16 protein-coding genes are annotated in these 18,344 nt (G+C 70.5%); 10 read left to right on the forward strand and 6 right to left on the reverse strand.

Features of this window, described 5'->3' with window-relative positions; all coding sequences use genetic code 11:
* Positions 1 to 50: 50 nt before the first annotated feature.
* Genes B8W67_RS01200 through B8W67_RS01220 form a run of 5 tightly spaced genes read left to right on the forward strand, consistent with a single transcriptional unit; the run spans position 51 to position 4,919 of the window.
* Positions 51 to 1,070 (forward strand): beta-ketoacyl-ACP synthase III, encoded by a 1,020-nt coding sequence (locus tag B8W67_RS01200; RefSeq protein ID WP_069392422.1) that lies wholly within the window; start codon positions 51 to 53, stop codon positions 1,068 to 1,070.
* Positions 1,071 to 1,092: 22 nt separating this feature from the next.
* Complete coding sequence (locus tag B8W67_RS01205; RefSeq protein WP_069392423.1) at positions 1,093 to 1,956, forward strand: SDR family oxidoreductase; 864 nt, start codon at positions 1,093 to 1,095, stop codon at positions 1,954 to 1,956.
* A 27-nt stretch (positions 1,957 to 1,983) separates the two neighbouring features.
* Positions 1,984 to 2,463, forward strand: coding sequence for a nuclear transport factor 2 family protein (locus B8W67_RS01210; RefSeq protein ID WP_069392424.1), 480 nt, complete (start codon positions 1,984 to 1,986; stop codon positions 2,461 to 2,463).
* Positions 2,460 to 3,284: an SDR family NAD(P)-dependent oxidoreductase gene (locus B8W67_RS01215; protein ID WP_085301916.1), complete on the forward strand. Its 825-nt coding sequence runs from the start codon at positions 2,460 to 2,462 to the stop codon at positions 3,282 to 3,284. Before B8W67_RS01210 ends, B8W67_RS01215 begins: the two co-directional genes overlap by 4 nt.
* 48 nt (positions 3,285 to 3,332) lie before the next feature.
* On the forward strand, positions 3,333 to 4,919 hold the full coding sequence (locus tag B8W67_RS01220) for an FMN-binding glutamate synthase family protein (protein ID WP_069392426.1): 1,587 nt from the start codon (positions 3,333 to 3,335) through the stop codon (positions 4,917 to 4,919).
* Positions 4,920 to 4,928: 9 nt separating this feature from the next.
* On the opposite strand, the gene B8W67_RS01225 is transcribed toward B8W67_RS01220, so the two are convergent.
* The 3 genes from B8W67_RS01225 to B8W67_RS01235 form a co-directional block, all read right to left on the reverse strand.
* A complete protein-coding gene (locus tag B8W67_RS01225) occupies positions 4,929 to 6,302 on the reverse strand; it encodes a threonine/serine exporter family protein (protein WP_234793911.1) in 1,374 nt (457 codons plus the stop codon).
* Between the two features lie 84 nt (positions 6,303 to 6,386).
* Positions 6,387 to 7,547 (reverse strand): SRPBCC family protein, encoded by a 1,161-nt coding sequence (locus tag B8W67_RS01230; RefSeq protein ID WP_069392427.1) that lies wholly within the window; start codon positions 7,545 to 7,547, stop codon positions 6,387 to 6,389.
* 58 nt (positions 7,548 to 7,605) lie between these two features.
* On the reverse strand, positions 7,606 to 8,649 hold the full coding sequence (locus tag B8W67_RS01235; RefSeq protein WP_085301918.1) for a DUF2804 domain-containing protein: 1,044 nt from the start codon (positions 8,647 to 8,649) through the stop codon (positions 7,606 to 7,608).
* Between the two features lie 75 nt (positions 8,650 to 8,724).
* On the opposite strand from B8W67_RS01235, the gene B8W67_RS01240 reads away from it, so the two are divergent.
* Positions 8,725 to 10,212: a protein adenylyltransferase SelO gene (locus B8W67_RS01240; protein ID WP_372507456.1), complete on the forward strand. Its 1,488-nt coding sequence runs from the start codon at positions 8,725 to 8,727 to the stop codon at positions 10,210 to 10,212.
* Between the two features lie 14 nt (positions 10,213 to 10,226).
* On the opposite strand, the gene B8W67_RS01245 is transcribed toward B8W67_RS01240, so the two are convergent.
* Together B8W67_RS01245 and B8W67_RS01250 are read right to left on the reverse strand one after the other, a co-directional pair.
* Positions 10,227 to 11,042 carry a dienelactone hydrolase family protein gene (locus tag B8W67_RS01245; protein ID WP_085302027.1) on the reverse strand — a complete coding sequence of 272 codons (816 nt, stop codon included), beginning with the start codon at positions 11,040 to 11,042 and terminating at the stop codon, positions 10,227 to 10,229.
* Positions 11,043 to 11,120: 78 nt separating this feature from the next.
* A complete protein-coding gene (locus B8W67_RS01250; RefSeq protein WP_085301920.1) occupies positions 11,121 to 11,909 on the reverse strand; it encodes an MBL fold metallo-hydrolase in 789 nt (262 codons plus the stop codon).
* Positions 11,910 to 12,187: 278 nt separating this feature from the next.
* On the opposite strand from B8W67_RS01250, the gene B8W67_RS01255 reads away from it, so the two are divergent.
* Positions 12,188 to 12,850 carry a TetR/AcrR family transcriptional regulator gene (locus B8W67_RS01255; RefSeq protein WP_085301922.1) on the forward strand — a complete coding sequence of 221 codons (663 nt, stop codon included), beginning with the start codon at positions 12,188 to 12,190 and terminating at the stop codon, positions 12,848 to 12,850.
* Positions 12,851 to 12,869: 19 nt separating this feature from the next.
* Here B8W67_RS01255 and B8W67_RS01260 read toward each other — a convergent pair whose 3' ends face one another.
* A complete protein-coding gene (locus tag B8W67_RS01260; protein WP_085301924.1) occupies positions 12,870 to 13,490 on the reverse strand; it encodes a hypothetical protein in 621 nt (206 codons plus the stop codon).
* A 113-nt stretch (positions 13,491 to 13,603) separates the two neighbouring features.
* On the opposite strand from B8W67_RS01260, the gene B8W67_RS01265 reads away from it, so the two are divergent.
* The 3 genes from B8W67_RS01265 to B8W67_RS01275 are packed head-to-tail and all read left to right on the forward strand — an operon-like array spanning position 13,604 to position 18,340.
* The gene (locus B8W67_RS01265; protein ID WP_085301926.1) at positions 13,604 to 14,383 is read left to right on the forward strand and encodes an ABC transporter ATP-binding protein; all 780 of its coding nucleotides are present in this window, start codon (positions 13,604 to 13,606) and stop codon (positions 14,381 to 14,383) included.
* Positions 14,380 to 16,908 (forward strand): ABC transporter permease, encoded by a 2,529-nt coding sequence (locus B8W67_RS01270; protein WP_085301928.1) that lies wholly within the window; start codon positions 14,380 to 14,382, stop codon positions 16,906 to 16,908. Before B8W67_RS01265 ends, B8W67_RS01270 begins: the two co-directional genes overlap by 4 nt.
* 58 nt (positions 16,909 to 16,966) lie before the next feature.
* Complete coding sequence (locus B8W67_RS01275) at positions 16,967 to 18,340, forward strand: FAD-binding oxidoreductase (RefSeq protein WP_085301930.1); 1,374 nt, start codon at positions 16,967 to 16,969, stop codon at positions 18,338 to 18,340.
* The last annotated feature ends 4 nt before the right edge of the window (positions 18,341 to 18,344 follow it).

Here is an 18,344-nt window from a genome sequence, read left to right on the forward strand (position 1 = left end):
CGGCGGTGCCGGACCCGGTGGGGAAACGGCCAGCGCCTAAGCTGCACGGCATGGCCGTGATCCACACCACCACCACCGGGACCGCCAACGTCGGGATGCTGTCCATCGGTGCCTACCGGCCCGAGCGGGTGGTCACCAACGACGAGATCTGCACCCACATCGACTCCTCCGACGAGTGGATCTACACCCGCACCGGGATCAAGACCCGCCGCTTCGCCGCCGACGACGAGTCGGCGGCCACGATGGCGATCGAGGCGGGCCGGCGCGCCATCGTCAACGCGCTGCTCACCGGCGCGGAGATCGACGCCGTCATCGTCGCCACCAACACCCACTACCTGCAGACCCCGGCGGCCGCACCGATGGTGGCCTCCGCGGTCGGCGCCCACGGGGTGCCCGGCTTCGACGTCAGTGTCGGCTGCGCGGGCTTCGGCTACGCCCTGGGACTGGCCGCGGACATGGTGCGCGCCGGCAGCGCGGCCAAGGTGCTGGTGATCGGCACCGAGAAACTCTCCCCGGCACTGGACATGCACGACCGCGGCAACTGCTTCATCTTCGCCGACGGCGCCGGGGCAGTGGTCGTCGGCGCCACCGACACCCAGGGAATCGGGCCGACCGTGTGGGGCAGCGACGGCAAACAGGCCGACGCGGTGCGCCAGGACATCGACTGGATGGACTTCGCCGCCGCCCCCGACGGCGCGCGACCGTTCCTGCGGATGGAGGGCACCGCGGTGTTCCGCTGGGCCGCTTTCGAGATGAGCAAAGTCGGCCAGCAGGCCCTGGCCGCCGCCCACGTCGACGCCGAAGAACTGCAGGTGTTCGTGCCGCACCAGGCCAACAGCCGCATCAACGAGCTGCTGGCCAAAAGCCTGCAGCTCGGCCCGGAAGTGGTGGTGGCCAACGACATCGAGCACACCGGCAACACCTCGGCCGCGTCGATCCCGCTGGCGATGGAGGAGCTGCTGTCCACCGGGGCCGCCAAGCCCGGTGATCTGGCGCTGCTGCTGGGCTACGGCGCCGGCCTGAGCTACGCCGCCCAGGTGGTGACCCTGCCCCCGATCCCCTTCGAGTAGACCCGTCGCACAGAGGAGCCCCATGGCCGCCCCCATCACCGCATCGGCGGAGCCGGATCACCTGCGCGGCAAGGTCATCGTCGTCACCGGGGCGGCCAGCGGCTTCGGGCGGCTGATCGCGCAGAAATGCGCGGCCCGCGGCGCGAAGGTGGTCGGCGTCGACGTCGACGCCGACGGGCTCGCCGCGGTCATCGACGGCATCGCCGCGGCCGGCGGAACGGCCAGCGCCCAGGTCGCCGACGTCACCGACCTGGCGGCGATGCGCGCGGCCGCCGACCACGCCACCACCGCCCACGGCGGGATCGACGTGATCGTCAACAACGCCGGGGTGATGCCGTTGGCCTACTTCGCCGACCACGAAAAAGCCTGGCGCAAATGGCACACCGCGATCGACATCAACATCAAAGGCGTGGTCAACGGCATCGCTGCGGTCTACGACACGATGATCGCCCAGGGCCGCGGGCACGTGGTCAACATCTCCTCGATCTACGGCAATGCCGGCACCGAAGGCTCCGGGGTCTACAGCGCCACCAAAGCCGCCGTCGACGCGCTCTCCGACTCGCTGCGGGTGGAGACCCAGGGCAAGATCAAGGTCACCACCGTCAAACCCACCGGGGTGCTGGGAACCCAACTGGGCGCCTGGGTGATCAACCCGGCCGCCATCGGCGGCGTCGTCGCCCAACGCGGCGCTGAGTTCACCGAGAACATGACCCGGTTCGCCGAAGGCGCGCTGCGCCCCGAACAGCGCGACGTCGACTCGGTGGGCTACTGGCTGATCACCCCCGAGGACCTCGCCGACGCGGTGGTGCACGTCATCGACCAGCCCTGGGGGATCACCATCAGCGACATCACGGTGCGAGCCACCGGCGAGAACTATGTGTACTGACGACTGCGTGTACGGACGAGGACCGCTGTGAACATCGAAAACCGCCTGGACGCGCTGGAACAGATCGAGGCGATCAAAGCCCTCAAACACCGCTATTTTCGGGCCTGCGACGCCAAGGACGCCGCGACGTTCCGTGACTGCTTCTGCGCCGACGGCGCGCGCCTCGACTACGGTGCTCTCGGAACATTCGACAGCGCAGACCATCTCGCAGCGATATTCCGGCGTATCGCGGGACACACCGTCGACGGCAAGCCCGCCGTTCTCGACATGCACCACGGCATCCACCCCGACATCACCGTGCTCGCCCCCGACCGGGCGAAGGGGCGGTGGACGTTAAAATTTCGGCAGCTCAACCTGATTGAGAACACCGAGAAGATCCTCACCGGCGACTACGACGACGAGTACGTCCTCGAAGACGGCCGGTGGAAGATCGCGGCGAGCCGGTTCGACGCCCTGTGGTCGCTGACCCGGCCGCTGACCGACACCGAGGTGGAGTGGCTGCGATGACATCCCGAGTCGCCCTGGTCACCGGCGCGAGCCGCAGCGTCGGCAAGGGCGTGGCACTGGCGTTGGGCGACGCCGGCTGGACGGTGTATCTGACCGGGCGCACCGAGGCTCCCCTTGCCGCCGCAGCCGAGGAGGTCAGCGCCCGCGGCGGGCGCGGGATCGCGGTGGTCTGCGATCACCGCGACGACACCCAGATCGCCGCGCTCGTCGACCGCATCGCCGCCGACCACGACGGCCGGCTGGACCTGTTGGTCAACAACGTGTGGGCCGCCCCGAAAGGCTTCGCCCGCCACCACCAGCCGTTCTGGGAGCGTCCCCTCGACGACTGGGACACCCTCATCTCGGTGGGGTTGCGCGCCCACTACGTCGCCGCGGTGGCGGCCGCGCCGCTGATGGTGGCCCGCGGCACCGGGCTGATCGTCAACATCTCCTCGTTCGGCACCCGCGGCTATCTGCACTCGGTGCTCTACGGCGTCTCCAAGGCCGGCCTGGACAAGATGGCCGCCGACATGGCCGTCGACCTGGCCGGCACCGGCGTCACGGCGGTTTCGCTGTGGCCGGGGCTGGTGAAAAACGAGACCATGACCGCGCTGATGGACCGCGGACTGCAGGACTTCCAAGGGTTTCCGCTGGCCAACGCCGAAACCCCGGAGTTCATCGGCCGGGTCATCGTCGCCCTCGCCGATGACCCCGCGCTGGCCGAGCGCAGCGGGCACACCCTGATCACCGCCGAGATCGCCCGCGACTACGCCGTCACCGACGTGGCCGGCAACCAGCCCGACTCGCACCGCGACCTGTTCGGCGGCGGCCCGCTGTACTGACCGGCCCTCACCGACCTGTCAGGTTCGCCGCCTACGATTGACGTGCCTATGTATCGTTTCGTCCCGCTCACCGTCGTGACCCTGCTCGCCGTGCTCACCGGCGCGGCCACCGTCGTCGACTCCCGGTGGTGGCTGCTGCTGGCCGTGCCGGCCGCGCTCCTGACCGCTGTCGGCCTCTACGACCTGGCCCAGCGACGCCACTCGATCCTGCGCAACTACCCGATCCTGGGGCACCTGCGCTTCGCGATGGAGGCGCTGCGCCCGGAGATCCAGCAGTACTTCATCGAACGCAACTACGACGGGCGCCCCTACGACCGGGGCCGGCGCTCGATCATCTACGAACGCGCCAAAGGGGTGCACGCCGAACAGGCCTACGGCACCGAACGCGACATCGACGAGGTCGGCTACGAACACCTCGTCCACTCGGTGGCGCCGGTGCCCGCCCCGCCGGAGGCGCCGCGGGTGCTCATCGGCGGCCCCGACTGTCGCCAGCCCTACTCGATGGCGCTGCTCAACGTCTCGGCGATGAGCTTCGGGGCGTTGAGCGCCAACGCTATTCGTGCCCTGAACAAAGGCGCTGCCCTCGGGGGGTTCGCCCACGACACCGGCGAAGGCGGCCTCACCCCGTATCACCTGGAGAACGGCGGCGATCTGATCTGGGAGATCGGGTCGGGGTATTTCGGGGCGCGCCACGCCGACGGAACATTCGACCCGCGGATGTTCGCCGACAAGGCCGCGCACCCCAACGTCAAATGTGTGTCGCTGAAACTGAGTCAGGGCGCCAAACCCGGTCTCGGCGGGGTGCTGCCGGCGGCGAAGGTCAGCGCCGAGATCGCGCAGTACCGCGGCGTGCCGGTCGGGGAGAAATGTGTCAGCCCGCCGTATCACTCGGCGTTTGCCACCCCGCGCGAACTGGTGCGGTTCATCGCCCAGATGCGTGAGCTCTCCGACGGCAAACCGACCGGGTTCAAACTCTGCGTCGGCACCCGCGCCGACGTGCTCGCGATCTGCAAGGCGATGGTCGCCGAGGACATCACCCCGGACTTCATCGTCGTCGACGGCGCCGAGGGCGGCACCGCCGCCGCGCCGCTGGAGTACGAGGACCACATCGGGCTCGCCCTGACCGACGGGCTGATGACCGTGCACAACGCGCTGGTCGGCACCGGGTTGCGCAACCGCATCAAACTCGGTGCCAGCGGCAAGGTCGCCGGGGCCACCGACATCGTCAAACGGCTCATCCAGGGCGCGGACTACACCAACGCCGCGCGCGCGATGATGATGGCGGTCGGCTGCATCCAGGCGCAGCGCTGCCACACCAACACCTGCCCGGTCGGGGTGGCCACCCAGGACCCCAAACGCACCCGCGCACTCAACGTCGCCGACAAAAGCGTGCGGGTACAGCAGTACCAGCAAGCCACCGTCGCCCAGGCGGTGCAGATGATGGCGTCGCTGGGGGCGTACTCCCCGCGCGACCTCACCCCCCATCTGCTGCGCAAACGGGTCGCCCCGGCGCTGGTGCAGTCCTATGAGGAGCTCTACGAATGGCTCGAGCCCGGCGAGCTGCTCGACGAGCCGCCGGCGTCGTGGGCCAAGCCGTGGGCGGCGGCCAGCCCCGACACGTTCCGGCGCGGCTGAGCGACGGGCTCAGCGGCCGCGCAGCCGCGAAATCCCGGCCAGCTGCGGCAGCCGCAACGCCAGCCCGCGACGCACCCGCCGGTTGCGCACCGGCCCGAGGGACTTCACCAGCTCGCGGCGCACCGACGGCGCCAGCAGCGGGCCCAGCACCGCCCCGGCACCCAGCGCCAACGCCAGCCCGGCGGCCATCCCGATGGTGGCCGGCGCGGTGGGGGAGCCGTTGACCAGTTTCACGAACCCGCGATACAGGGTGAGCCCGGGCACCAGCGGCACGATGCCGGCGGTGATGATGACCAGCGGGGTGACCTTCAGCCGCGGTGCCAGCAGTGTGCCGACCAGCCCGGTGGCCGCGGCGGCGGCGAACGAACTGGCGATCGGGTCGGCGTCGACGAGTTGCAGCCCGAAGAACAGCAGCGTCGCGGTGGACCCGGCGATCGCGGCGGCGAACGCCGCACGCACCGGGGCGTAGCCGGCGATCGCGGCGGCGGCCGCGCCGAACGCCCCGGCCACGACATACACCGGCACGCTGAGTGCGGCCACCGGGGTGACCGGGTTGACCCGGACGAACACCCCGGCCAGCCCGCCGATGCGCACCGCGATCGAGATGCCGACCAGGATCCCCGCCGAGGACAGCAGGATGTCCATCATCCGCGACAGCGCGGTGAGCTGATAACCGGTGATCGCGTCCTGGAACGAACCGACGGTGGCCAGCCCGGAGAGCAACACCACGATGTTGGCCGCCACCACCGGTGAGATCGGGGTGTGCGCCGGCAACCAGCCGACACTGTGCAGAAAAATGACCACCCCGGTCGCCAGCGCGGAGGCCACCACCTGCTGGAACAGCAGCGGCACCCGGTAGCGGTTGAGGACGCGGCCCACCCGGTCGATGAACGCCGTGGTCACCGCGGCGATCAACGCCACCAGCGGCACCGCGCCGATCAGCACCGAGAACCCGCCGGCCATCCCCGCCCAGCCCAGGGTGGACACCCACCGCGGGTAGGGGTGGCGGGCGTGCTCAAGGTTGTCCAGCTGGCGTTGCACCCACTCCGGTTCGGGGGTGGTGTCGACGACGTGGCGGGCCAGGTCGGTGGTCAGCTGCAGCCGGGTGTAGTCCAGTGACCGGGTCTGCACCATGTACATCGCGGTGACCGGCGCGCCGGGCACCCCCCGCGGGATCGACACCGTGATCGAGTTGCCGGTGATGTCGACCTGGATGTGGGCCAGCCCGTAGGCCGACGCCACCGCCCCGATCGACGACGCCACGTCGGCGGTCCCGGCCTGGGACCCCAGCAGCAGCTGCCCGAAGCGCAGCGATACGTCGAGGATCCGACGGACGTGGGCTTCGTCGATGTCGGCCATCAGCGCCGCGCCTTGGGCAGGCACCCGGCGCCCCGTGGGCTGTGGGGACGGTGGGACACGCCAGAAACCCTAAAACATGTCCGCGAAACCCGGCGGGCTACCCAACGTTCACCCATCGGCCCCGGCCAGCGGAGCCTCGGCGGTGTCGTGCGGGGGACGGCCCCCGGCGGCGAACGCGGCCAGGCGCCGTCGCGGGATGTCGTAATAGCGCCGCATCAACTGGTCGCGCAGTTCCGGGGGCAACAGCGCGCGCGTCAGCCGCAGCCACGTCGGCGTGTAGGTGCGGGGCAGGTCGCCCATCAGCCGGTCCGAGGCGATCCGGAACACGTCGGCCATCCGCAGGTAGTCCGCACGGAAATACACGTAGTCGACGCGCTCGGCGAAGTGCTCGACGTAGACCGACCGCAACGCGCGCGGCAGGTCCGCTTCGATGTGGGCGGCCACCCCCAGCAGCAGCGCCTTCATCATCCGCGTCGACGAGCCGGTCTCTCCGGCACGCTCGGCCAGCCCCCACGCCTTGCGCCACGGCTCCTCGGTGGGCTCACCGCGTTCGAACGCCACCAGGTTGCGCCGGTAGAGCTCGTGGAAGGCGGGGATCAGCCGCAGCACCCACTCGGGGTTGTCGACCCGCCCGGACTCCAGGTGCGCCAGCTGCTCCTCGGTGACGTACTGGTAGACCCGGGCGAACCACTGTTTGGGGTCCCCGGCGCCGGCCAGCCGGTCGGCGATTCCGCGCTGCTCGGCGAGCACCGCGGCGACGTCCTCGCGCAGGGCGGGAAGGTCCCCGGCGCCCAATCGTCGGGGCGGCGGAGCGGGTTCGGCCGGTGCCGGTGCGGTCGGGGCCACCTCGGCCAGCCGCCGCAGCGACGTGGCCAACTCCCGGCCGATGAGCGGACGGATCACCGCGGCCATGCCCGGGATGGCGAAGCGCATCACCACCTCCCAGCGGATCTCGGTGCCCTGCGCCCCGGCGGCGTGCAGACTGATCCGCCCGGTGTGCTCGCGCAGCGCGGCGGCCCCGCCGACCACCGTGTAGCCGAACTTGTGCGGTGCGGCGGCGGCGTGGATCACCTCGGTGAGCCGGGTGCGCCCACCGGGCAGGTGCACCCGGCGCAGCGCCCCCACCCCGTCGGCGCGGCCGCGATCTCCGGCGTCGAGCAGTTCGATGCGCGCGGTCGACCAGGTGTTCATCGCGTCGGGGTCGGTGAGCAACGCCCAGACGACGGCGGCGGGCGCTTCAACGGTGCGGCGCAACAGCAGGGTGGTCATGAGTCGACCGTAGGCGCTGCGATGCCCGTACGGGCGGGCTGGTGAGATTCCCCGGCGCTCACCAGCGCATCGCCACGTCCTCGGCCCAGCCCAGCAGGTCCTCGACGGCGATACGGGTGCCCTCCTCGGTACGGACGTGGCCGCGGTAATACCCGAAACACTGGTCGGTGCGGGTGGCCAGCAGCCCCGCCTCGGCGCGGGCCCGGTTGTAGTGGAACGGGGTGAACGTCACCGCCACCTGATCGGAGTCGCGGGTGCGCACCGTCCACGGCCGCAGATAATCCCGCCGGTCGTACTCCCAGTGCAGATCGGTGGGGATGCGGGTGAGCCGGCCGTCGACGCACAGCGCGTTCTCGGTGGTGCCGGTGTGGTCGGTCCACCGGCCACCGAACTGCAGACCCACCACGTGGCCGTCGGTGCGCCCGGCGGCCGCACCCCAGTTCCAGCGCACCGAGCGCGGCCAGCGGCCCCGCCCGTGGTCGAGGGTGCCCCAGGCGTCCTCGCCGACGGGGTAGGCCCGCTGCCCGATGTGCACCGCGCCGTGGGCCGGACGCGCCACATGTTTGGAGGTGTATTGGAAACGCCGCGGGCTCCACGGCACCACCACGCTCAAACTTTCGTGCCCGGCGGGTGCGGTCACGGTCACGTCGGCGTCCAGCGGTGCTCCGTCGTCGGTGACGGTGCGGGCCTGCAGCCGGGTGCCGCCGTCGACGGCGCTGATCGCGATACGCAGCCGAAAGCGCCCGGGGTCGCGGGGGCCGACCACCACGTCGGTGCCCGCGGCGCTGCCGGCGATCACCTCCGGCAACACCGTGGACCGCGCCGGCCCGGCGATCGTCGCGCGCGAGACCTCCCGCGGCGTGGGTCCGGCGAAATCCAGGAAGTACAGCGCGTGCAGCCGCAGGAAATCCAGGTCCGCCACGGTCAGCGCGAGCAGGTGGGTCGGGGTGGTCACACACCAGTGCTCCCACCGTTTGGTGCGGCCCCAGCCGTGCAGGTTCGCCCGGTGCAGCGGCCGGCGCGACCAGCCGATCGCCGCCGGGTTCACGGTTCCGTCGGGGTTGCACAGATCCACCGGGTCCGTCAGTTCCGGGTCGGCCATCGATCGAGGCTAGCCCGCCGTCGCCGCCGGCGGGGCCGTGCTGGGCGACCCGGTCCGTAGGCTGGTGGAGTGAGCGTGCCATCGACCCCCGCGGCCGCCACCGGCGGCGTGATCCAGCTCGACGACGAATTCGCCCGCCTGTTCCCGGAGTTGGCGCCGCCTTGGCAGGCCGCGGCCGTGCCCGTCCCGCGCCTGCTGGTGCTCAACGCGCCGCTGGCCACCGAGCTGGGGTTGGATCCGGCGTGGCTGGCCGGCCCCGACGGGCTGGGGCTGCTCACCGGCACCGCGGTGCCCGACGGCGCCACCCCGGTCGCGCAGGGCTACGCCGGCCATCAGTTCGGCGGGTATGTGCCGCGCCTCGGCGATGGGCGCGCGCTGCTGATGGGGGAGCTCACCGACCGTGACGGGCGCCGCCGCGATCTGCACCTGAAGGGCTCCGGGCCCACCCCGTTCGCCCGCGGCGGCGACGGGTTGGCGGCGGTCGGGCCGATGCTGCGCGAATACGTCATCAGCGAGGCCATGCACGCCCTCGGGGTGCCGACCACCCGCGCCCTGGCGGTCACCGCCACCGGCGCGACCGTGCTGCGCGACACGCCACTGCCCGGGGCGGTGCTGGCCCGGGTGGCCGCCAGCCACCTTCGGGTGGGGACCTTCCAGTACGCGGCGCAACTGGATGCCCGCGAACGCAAGACCGACCTGGTGCGCCGGCTGGCCGACTACTCGATCGCCCGCCACCACCCGCAGGCCGCCGCGGCGCCCGCGCCGTATCTGGCGCTGTTCGACGCGGTGCTCACCGCGCAGGCCGACCTGGTGGCGCAGTGGATGCTGGTCGGGTTCATCCACGGGGTGATGAACACCGACAACATGACCATCGCCGGGCAGACCATCGACTACGGGCCGTGCGCCTTTCTGGAGGCCTACGACCCCGACACCGTGTTCAGCTCCATCGACGCCGGCGGGCGCTACCGCTACGGCAACCAGCCGGCGGTCGCGCAGTGGAACCTGGCGCGGTTCGCCGAGACGTTGCTGCCGCTGTTCGGTGACGACGGTGAGGCGGCGGTGGAGGTCGCCATGGAGCACCTCGATGCGTTCGGTCCCCGCTTCGACACCGCGTGGCTGGCCGGGATGCGTGCCAAACTCGGTGTCGGCGAAGACACCTCCGACGATCAGGTCAAAGGCCTCGCCGAGGACGTGTTGGAGCTGCTGCAGCGCCACCAGGTCGACTACACCGGGTTCTTCCGGCGGCTGTCGGCGGCGGCGCGCGGCGAGGATACGGCGGTGCGGGCGCTGTTCGACGACGCCACCGGCTTCGACGGGTGGGCGCAGCGCTGGCGGGCGCTGAACCCGGACGGCACCGTGATGGACCGGGTCAACCCGATCTACATTCCCCGCAACCACCTTGTCGAACAAGCACTCTCCGCCGGCACCGAGGGGGATCTGGGACCGGTGCAGCGGCTGCTGGACGCCGTCACCGACCCCTACCGCGCCCGCGACGGGCTGGAGCGCTACGCCGAGGCGGCCCCACCGGAATTCGGCCCCTACCGCACGTTCTGCGGCACGTAGCGGGGCCACCGCCGTCAGCCCAGTAGCCGCTCGCGCATGTGCGTCAACACCGTGTCGAGGGCGCTGCGCGTGGGTTGGCCCGGCTCATCGATGAGATGCTCGGTGAGGACCGAATGCGGAGCCATCGTCGCCTCGGGGTTGGCGTCCTGGTCGGCGAGTTCGACGGCGATGAAGGAATCGCCGAGTTGGCGGCGCAGGTAGGCGAACCGTTCGTCGGGAACGAAGCGGTCGCTTCTAAAGCGCAGCCCGAGCACGGTCAGCCCGTCAGCGCAGCGCTGTTGCACGGTCGCCAGGTCCTCGTCGCTGATGTCGATACCGCAGCGCTGTCGGCGGGTCAGCGGCACCGGCATCGACGGTTGAGACAGAACGGGAACCACCAACCGGTCGTCGACGGCCATGGCCAAGGCGAACCCGCCGGTGAAGCACATGCCCACAGCGCCGATGCCCGGCCCGCCGCAGCGCTCATGCTCGTGGGCGCCGAGGGCGCGCAGCCAGGCGGTGACCGGTGAACTGCGCCCGGTGGCCAGGACCACGAACTCGCGGCGGACGCAGATCTGCAGCACCGTGCGCGCCATGTATCCCGCGCTGGCCGGCCAGCCGTGCGCCTGAGGGTTCGGATCGCGGCCGGCGATGCCGAACAGGTCCGGCAGCACGGCGGTGAGCCCCAGGTCGCGAAGGCGGCGGGCGAACTCGGCCACCTTGGGGGTGATGCCCGGGATCTCGGCCATCACGATCACGGCGGGGCCGGTACCGGAACGCAGCACCGTGTGGGTGATCCCACCGTGGCTGAACGGTTCGCGGGTGAAATCAGAGAGTGGATCGTCGGCCACGGGCGTCTCCTGACAGTCGGGTTGCGGCGAAGCGGTCAGCCCCACCGATTCGTGTTCTCGGCGGCCACAAGCGGACGTTCATCGCCGCGGCAGGGCACCGACGCGGTCCCAGGCGCTGCGATCGTGACTGCCGACGACGGTGACCTCGTCGCCGTGGTCGGCGACGAGCTCCGACAGCCGTCGCAAGTTCTGAAGTTGCGCGCGGGGACTGCTGGGGTGTCCGGCGACCAGTTGTGCCGCGAGGGCCAGGGGGCGGGCGGCGCCGCCGTCGATCGCGGCGGGCAGGGTGTAGGCGTCGCCGGCGTGGAGCAGCCATCCGCTGCCGGTGTCGACGGCCACGCCGCAGTGCCCGCGGCTGTGCCCGTACAGCGGGATCACCAGGATCTCCGGCGGAACGCCGGGAAGGTCACGGACCGCCTCGAAGCCGAACCACCGCTGACCGCCGCCGCCCTCGTTGACCTCCCACTTGACGCCGTGCCCGCAGAGCTGCTCGGTCCGGTAGCGGATCCGCTCGATCGGGGTCGGTCGCCGGCTGGCCCGATACTCCGGGCCGTGAACGTGAACCGAGGCCCACGGGAAGTCGGCCAGTCCTCCGGTGTGGTCGTAGTCGAGATGAGTGACCACGATATGACGCACATCGGTGGGGTGATAGCCCAGGGCCTCGATCTGCCGGAGCGCGGTCTCGCTCTCCCGCAGCGCAGGCCGGATGAGGTGGCGCGACCACCCCAGCAACCCGGGGTCACGCACGCAATTCAGTCCGAAGCCGGTGTCGACCAACACCAGCCCGGATGCGGCGGTCTCGATCGCCAGGCAGTGATCGACGGTCCCGAACGCCATGGTCCCGCAATTGAGGTGATGAACTCGCATCGCCGCACCTAACTTGTTTCGGCCGTCGCCGCGGGGCGCCGCCGGCCATCGGGGAACTGACCGCCACGGGGCCACCGCACCCAATTAGTGCACATCACGAATAATGTGTCAATAAGTGGTCCCGGCGCGGTCGGGGCGAGCCCGGATATCGGCGCAAGCGTTCGTGATGCGTCGGATTTCGGTAGGTTTGCACCGGTCAGGAGCCAGGGCGTCGCGGTCCGCAGTCCCGCGGAATACCTGAGCCCGGTGCCGGACTGAAGCGCCACAGGAGAGAACCGATGCCGCGACGATCGGCGCAGTCGACACGTCGTGTCGGTCGCCCGCCCGGGGGAGGCAAACCCGCCGACCAGGCCCGCGCGGAGCTGCTCGACGCCGCGGAGCGTTCGCTGCTCACCCACGGTTACCGCGGCTCGACGATGGAATCCATTGCGCACGCGGCGGGGTGCACGCGCACCATCATCTACCGTCATTTCGCCAACCGCGATGAGTTGATGGGCGCTGTGGTGCGTCGGTACACCACACGGCAGGCCCGCCACATCATGGACCGCCTCGACGATGCGCCGGATCTGGCGACCAAGATCGTCGAAGCGTTCGTCGTGGTGGCAACCGAACTCGTCGACGACCCGATCTACACGATCCTGTCGGAGCGAACCGAATCCGGAACGGTCGGTGGTCTGCTCAGTGCGGCGACACCGTTGGTGTCGGCGGTGGACGCGATGCTCGATGACGTCGCCGACGGCCCGGCGGGTGAGGTGTTGCGCCCCGGCCTTCAAACCCTCGACGCGGCGCATTTCCTCATCCTGTCGGCGTTGAGCCTGCTGTCGGGGCAGGTGCCCGGCAGTCGCGACCCGGCGCAGGTCCGGCGCTACGTTCGGGTGTTCCTGCTGCCTGCGCTTCTCGCCCATCCGCCGGCGGCCGAAGCGGTCTTCGACCCGTCGTGATGACCGTGCCGGTTCGGCGTCAATCCTGCGGTTCGGGCTCGCCGGGGTTGAGCAGCGAATCGACCTTGCTCTCCACCCGGCGCACCGCGGCCTCCACCTCGCACACCGCGGTTTCCACCGCCAGTTGCATCACCAACAGCCGGGTCGCCAACCGCTGCAGCGGGTTCAGCGCGGCCGGACGCCACTGCAGCTGCTGCATCAGTGGGCTGTCGGCGGCGCGGTTCACCAGACGGAACAGCCCCGTCGCGCCGGGAATGAGACTGCGTTCACGGATCGCCTGCAGACTCTCCGGGCCCAACGCGACGAATTTGCCGGCTCGGCCGAACATCCCCGCGGCCCCGGCCACCAAACCGGAGAAGCCCTCCCCGCCGGTGGCCGACTCCAGCCCCGCGACCGCCAACCGCTCGCCGGCCGCTGCGCGCAACCGATCCAGATAGGACTCCACCCCGTCGGGATCGCCACCGATCAGCAGACCCTCCGGCGACAGCGCCACCACCACCTCGCCGCGCTGCCCACCGGTGATCGACGGCAACCGCACATAGGTGTGCTCGTCGGCGCCGTCGGTCGGCTCGCCCGGCCGGTCCGACCCCGCCGCCCCGGTCACCGCGGCCCCCGCGATCGGTACCCGCTCATTGCTCACCTCGTGCCGTCGATTGCCGTCGCCGCAGAGTGTAGTGGGTCACACCGGGGCCGCCGGGCGAATGCGGCGACCGGTCGTGCGGGCGCCTCATCGAGCCACGCTAAGCTACCCGGGTGGAGCCATGCCCCGAATCGGTTGCGGCACCGGTCGTCCTCGAAACCCGTGGGCTTCACAAGTCGTTCAGCCGCGGGGCGGCCGTCACTTCGATCCTCACCGGCATCGACCTACAGATCCGTCGCGGCGAATTCGTGGCGCTGGTCGGTCCGTCGGGATCGGGGAAATCGACCCTGCTGAGCATTCTGGGGTTGCTCGACACCCCCACCAGCGGTGACGTGCTGCTCAACGGCACCAACGTCACGACGTTGTCGCGCAAGAAACTTGCCGCTCTGCGGGGCCGCACCCTCGGCTACGTGTTCCAGTCGTTCAACCTGCTGGCGGGGCTGACCGTCGTCGAGAACGTGATGCTTCCCGGGTTGCTGGCCGGCCGATCCGGCCCCGCCGAACACGGTCGGGCGATCGGGCTCCTCGACCAGGTCGGGGTGGCCGGACTGGCCAAGCGGGTGCCCGCACAGCTCTCCGGCGGTGAGCAGCAGCGGGTCGCGGTCGCCCGCGCCCTGTTCATGAACCCCGATGTGATCCTGGCCGACGAGCCGACCGGGAACCTCGACACCCCCAACGGCCGCAAGGTCATCGACGTGCTCTACCGGCTCAACGCCGCCGGCCAGACCATCGTGTTGGTCACCCACGACCAGACCATCGCCGACGCGGCACCCCGGCTGATCTCGCTGCGCGACGGCAGTATCGAAGCCGACAGCGCCGAACCCGGCGAGGACCCCGCAGAGGACCCCGGCGAGGTGGACCCCGCCGAAGACCCGGAATCCGACCAGCCATGATCCGTGGACCGCTGGCCACCCTCAGCGTGCTGCGGATCATCAACCTCCGGGCCATCCGCCGCCACGTACTGCGCGCCGCGTTGGCGGCCCTCTCCCTCGGCGGCGGGGTCGCCGTCGTGGTCGCCGTGCTCATCGAAACCACCAGTGTGCAGACCGCCGTCGACGACGTGGGCTATCAGATCGCCGGGCCCGCACCGCTGCGGGTGGTCGGCGCGGCCACCCGCGGCGGCATCACCCCGGAGGCGGTGACGACGGTCCGCGACACCGCCGGTGCCGCCACCATTGTCCCGGTGGTGCGGGCTGTGACGCTGATCCGCGACGGCGACACCGAGGCGTTCGGGCTCGGGCTCGGCGTGGACTGCTCGGCGCAGTGGATCGTCGATCCGCAGGTCTGCCAAGCCGGCCAGAGCGAACCACCGCCGGCCACCTCTGCGGTGCTCGGCGCCTCCCTGGCCCCCGGGGCCGCGTTGATGACCGATGTCGGGTCGATGCCCCTGGCGGATTTCCAGCAGATCGACGACCTCGACGCGATCAACAACGGCCTGGTGGTGGTGCTGCCGCTCAGCGTGGCCCAGACGCAGTTCTCCCGCGGGCCCAACGTGGACATGCTCTACGTCACCCTGGCGCCCGACGCCGACCCCGAACAGGTGCGGGCGGCGCTCAGCGAGGAACTCGGCGCCGGATACACGGTGCAGCCGCGCAGCGAACCGGCCCGCGGTTTCAACGTCAACTCGATCCTGTTGCCGCTGTTGGCGATATTCGCGCTGATCGCCGTCGGGGTGGGGGTGATCCTCATCGTCCAGATCACCCGGCTGTCGGTGGAGGAACGCCGCCGCGAGATCGCGATCGCCGCCGCGCTGGGCGCTTCGCCCCGTTCGATCGCCGCCGGGTTCCTCTCCGAGGCGGCCCTTCTCGGCGCGGTCGGCGCGGTGCTGGGCATCGTCGTGGGTATCGGGATCGCGATCCCGGTCGTTGCCAGTGCCAGTGAACTTACTCGCCAATTCCTCGGGGTGAGTGTTCGTTTGGTGCTCGATCCACGGATCTTCGCCGTCGGGCCGGGGATCGGCCTGCTGCTGGCCGTCGCCGCCGCCTGGCTGCCGGCGTTGTCGGCGGCGCGAACCCCGATCGTCGACGAGCTCTCCGGTCGCGCCGGCCAGGGTCTGGGTAAACCACAGCGGTTGTGGCTCAAGGCTGCTGCGTTACTGGCACTCGGGTTGGGGGGGATGGGCGCGTCGGCCCTGGCCACCCGCAGCGGCGGGCTGCTGGCGTGGCAGGCGACCGTCGCCGATGTCGGAGCGGTCACCGCGATCATCGGGGTCCTGCTGGCGGCGGCGTACCTGAGCGCCCAGCTGATCGTGTGGATCCGGCAACGCCCCGACCTTCCCCGTCACCCGGCACCGGCGTTGGCGCTCACCGGATTGCGAGCGGACTCCTCGCGCACCGCGGCAATCGCCGGCGCGGTCGCCGTACCGGTGGTGGTGGCGATCCTGCTGTCGGGATTCCTGTTGGCCATCAATGCCGGTGGGCGTGATGTCGCCGAAGCGCAGGCCTACCAGAGGGTGGCGGTGACGACCAGCAGTTTCGCCGACTACGGCCCGCTCGACGCCCGTTTCTCACCCGCGACGATGGCCACGCTGCGGTCGCTGCCGAGCCTGGGCAGCGTCGAGCGGATGGCCGAGATCGAAGTCAACCTGCTCGACGGGTCGCTGGCACATGTGCAGGCCCAGGACCGCCCGACCTTCCCGTTCGGCCTGCTGCAGGGCAGCGTCCCCCGCGACGCTCTGGACGCCGACGAACTGGTCGTCGGCGGGATCCTGGCCCGCGAGAAACAGGTGCGCGTCGGCGACCAGATCTATCTGGGCAGTCAGCCGGGCGGGCGCAACATGACGATCGGGTCGATCGTCGCGACCCCCGAGTACGGCGGTCAGCGCATCTACCTGCCCTACGATCTGGCCGAACAGCTCTACGGTCCACAACCGCCCGGGCTTGTGTTCCTCACCCCCGGCCCGGACGCCACCGCCGCGGAACTCATCGCCGACATCACCGCCGCCGACTTCGACCAAGAGGTCCACCCGGTCACCACCGACGGTTACGCCGGCGATATCGCCGAGTCGGTGTCGCGCTACCTGAACCCGCTCAATGCGCTCAAATACGGGCTGCTGGCGATCGCGTTCATCTCGGTGTTGGCCACCCTTTTGCTGGTGGGGATGCGCCGACGCCGTGAGGTGGCGCTCATCCAGGCACTCGGCGCCACCCGCTGGCGGGTGTTCACCATCACCACCACCGAGGCAATCATCGCCGGGGCAACCGGAGCGCTGTGCGGGGCGGTGCTGTCGCTTGTTGTGATCCAGGCGGTCCGCCACGCCGCCATCGTCAACGTCGGGCTGATCGCGCCGATGGTGTTCCCGTGGAACGAGGGCCTGCGTTACGCGGTCGCGGCCACCGTATCGGCGGTGGCCGCCGCGGTGATCCCGGCCTGGCGCGCCACCCGATCCACTCCCGCGGTCGAACTGCGCGACGAGTAGGTTTTCGGCCAGGGCGCACAACGCGGTGCGTTCTCTAGACACGAATACGGAGAACACGATGACATCGAGGGTCACCCCGGTGCCCGGTTTCACCGGTGACGCGATCTATCCCGACAGCCCCGGCTACGACACGGCGCGACAGGTGTTCAACGGACTCATCGACAAGCGCCCCGCGGTCCTGCTGCGCTGCCATACCCTCGACGACATCGTCGCGGCGGTGCGCTACGCGGTCGAGTCCGGTGCGCAGATCGCGGTGCGTGGCGGCGGGCACAGTGTCGCCGGACATTCCAGCACCGACGGCGGTGTGGTCATTGACCTTTCAGCAATGCGTGGCGTGCAGGTCGATCCACAACGACGGATCGCGATGGTCGAACCGGGTGCCACCTGGGCCGACGTGGACCGCGCCACCACCGCGCACGGCTTGGCCTGCCCCGGCGGTGTGGTGTCGACCACCGGGGTGGGTGGATTCACCCTCGGTGGCGGCATCGGCTGGCTCTCCCGTGCCTACGGGTTGACCTGTGACAACCTCGTCGGCGCCGATGTGGTGGCGCCCACGGGCGAGGTGCTCACGGTCAGCGAGACCGACGACCCCGAGGTGTTGTGGGGCCTGCGCGGGGGCGGTGGAAATTTCGGTGTGGTGGCACGATTCGTGTTGCGGCTGCACCCGGTCGACGAGGTGGTCGCCGGGGTGTACAGCTACGCCGACACCGAGGCCGACACCGTGCTCCGGCATTTCCGCGACCGCATGGACGGCGCACCCGACCACCTCGCGGCGATCCTCGACTTCTCCACCGACATCACCTCCGGACGCAACCTGGTCAATATCCTCGGCTGCTCGACACGCACCGACGCAACCGGGCAGAACGACGTCGATGCGCTATTGACGGTGCCTGCGGCGTCCACCGAACCCGCGGTGGCGCTGCGGCACACCCTGCGCTACGCCACCTGGCAGCAGGTGATCGACCAGACCGCGCCGTTCGGCTGGTTGAACTACTGGAAGTCGGTGTTCCTCACCGAATTGTCCGACGAAGCGATCCGCCGCATCTCGCTGCTGGGCCGCGCCCGCCCGACCGCGCAGACACGGCTCCACCTGATCCGCCTCGGCGGGGTGGCCGGACGAGTCGCACCGGAGGCGACCGCGATCGCCACCCGCACCCACCCGTACATCATTCACCTGATGACCACCTGGACCGACCCGGCCGACACCGAACGGTGCCGCGCCTGGGCCGGCCAAGCCTACGAGATCCTGCGCCCGCTCGGCCCCTCGAGCGCCTATCTCAACTTCGTCGGAGACGAAGGCCAAGAACGCATCCGGGCCAGCTTCGGTGACGAGACCTATCGCCGCCTCGCCGCGTTGAAGGCCCGCCTGGACCCGACCAACCGGTTCGCGCTCAACCACAACATCGAACCCGCCGCGCCCACCGCGGTGTAGACAC

Origin of the sequence: Mycolicibacillus koreensis (genome assembly GCF_002104795.1) — a bacterium.
GTDB classification, from domain to species: domain Bacteria; phylum Actinomycetota; class Actinomycetes; order Mycobacteriales; family Mycobacteriaceae; genus Mycobacterium; species Mycobacterium koreense.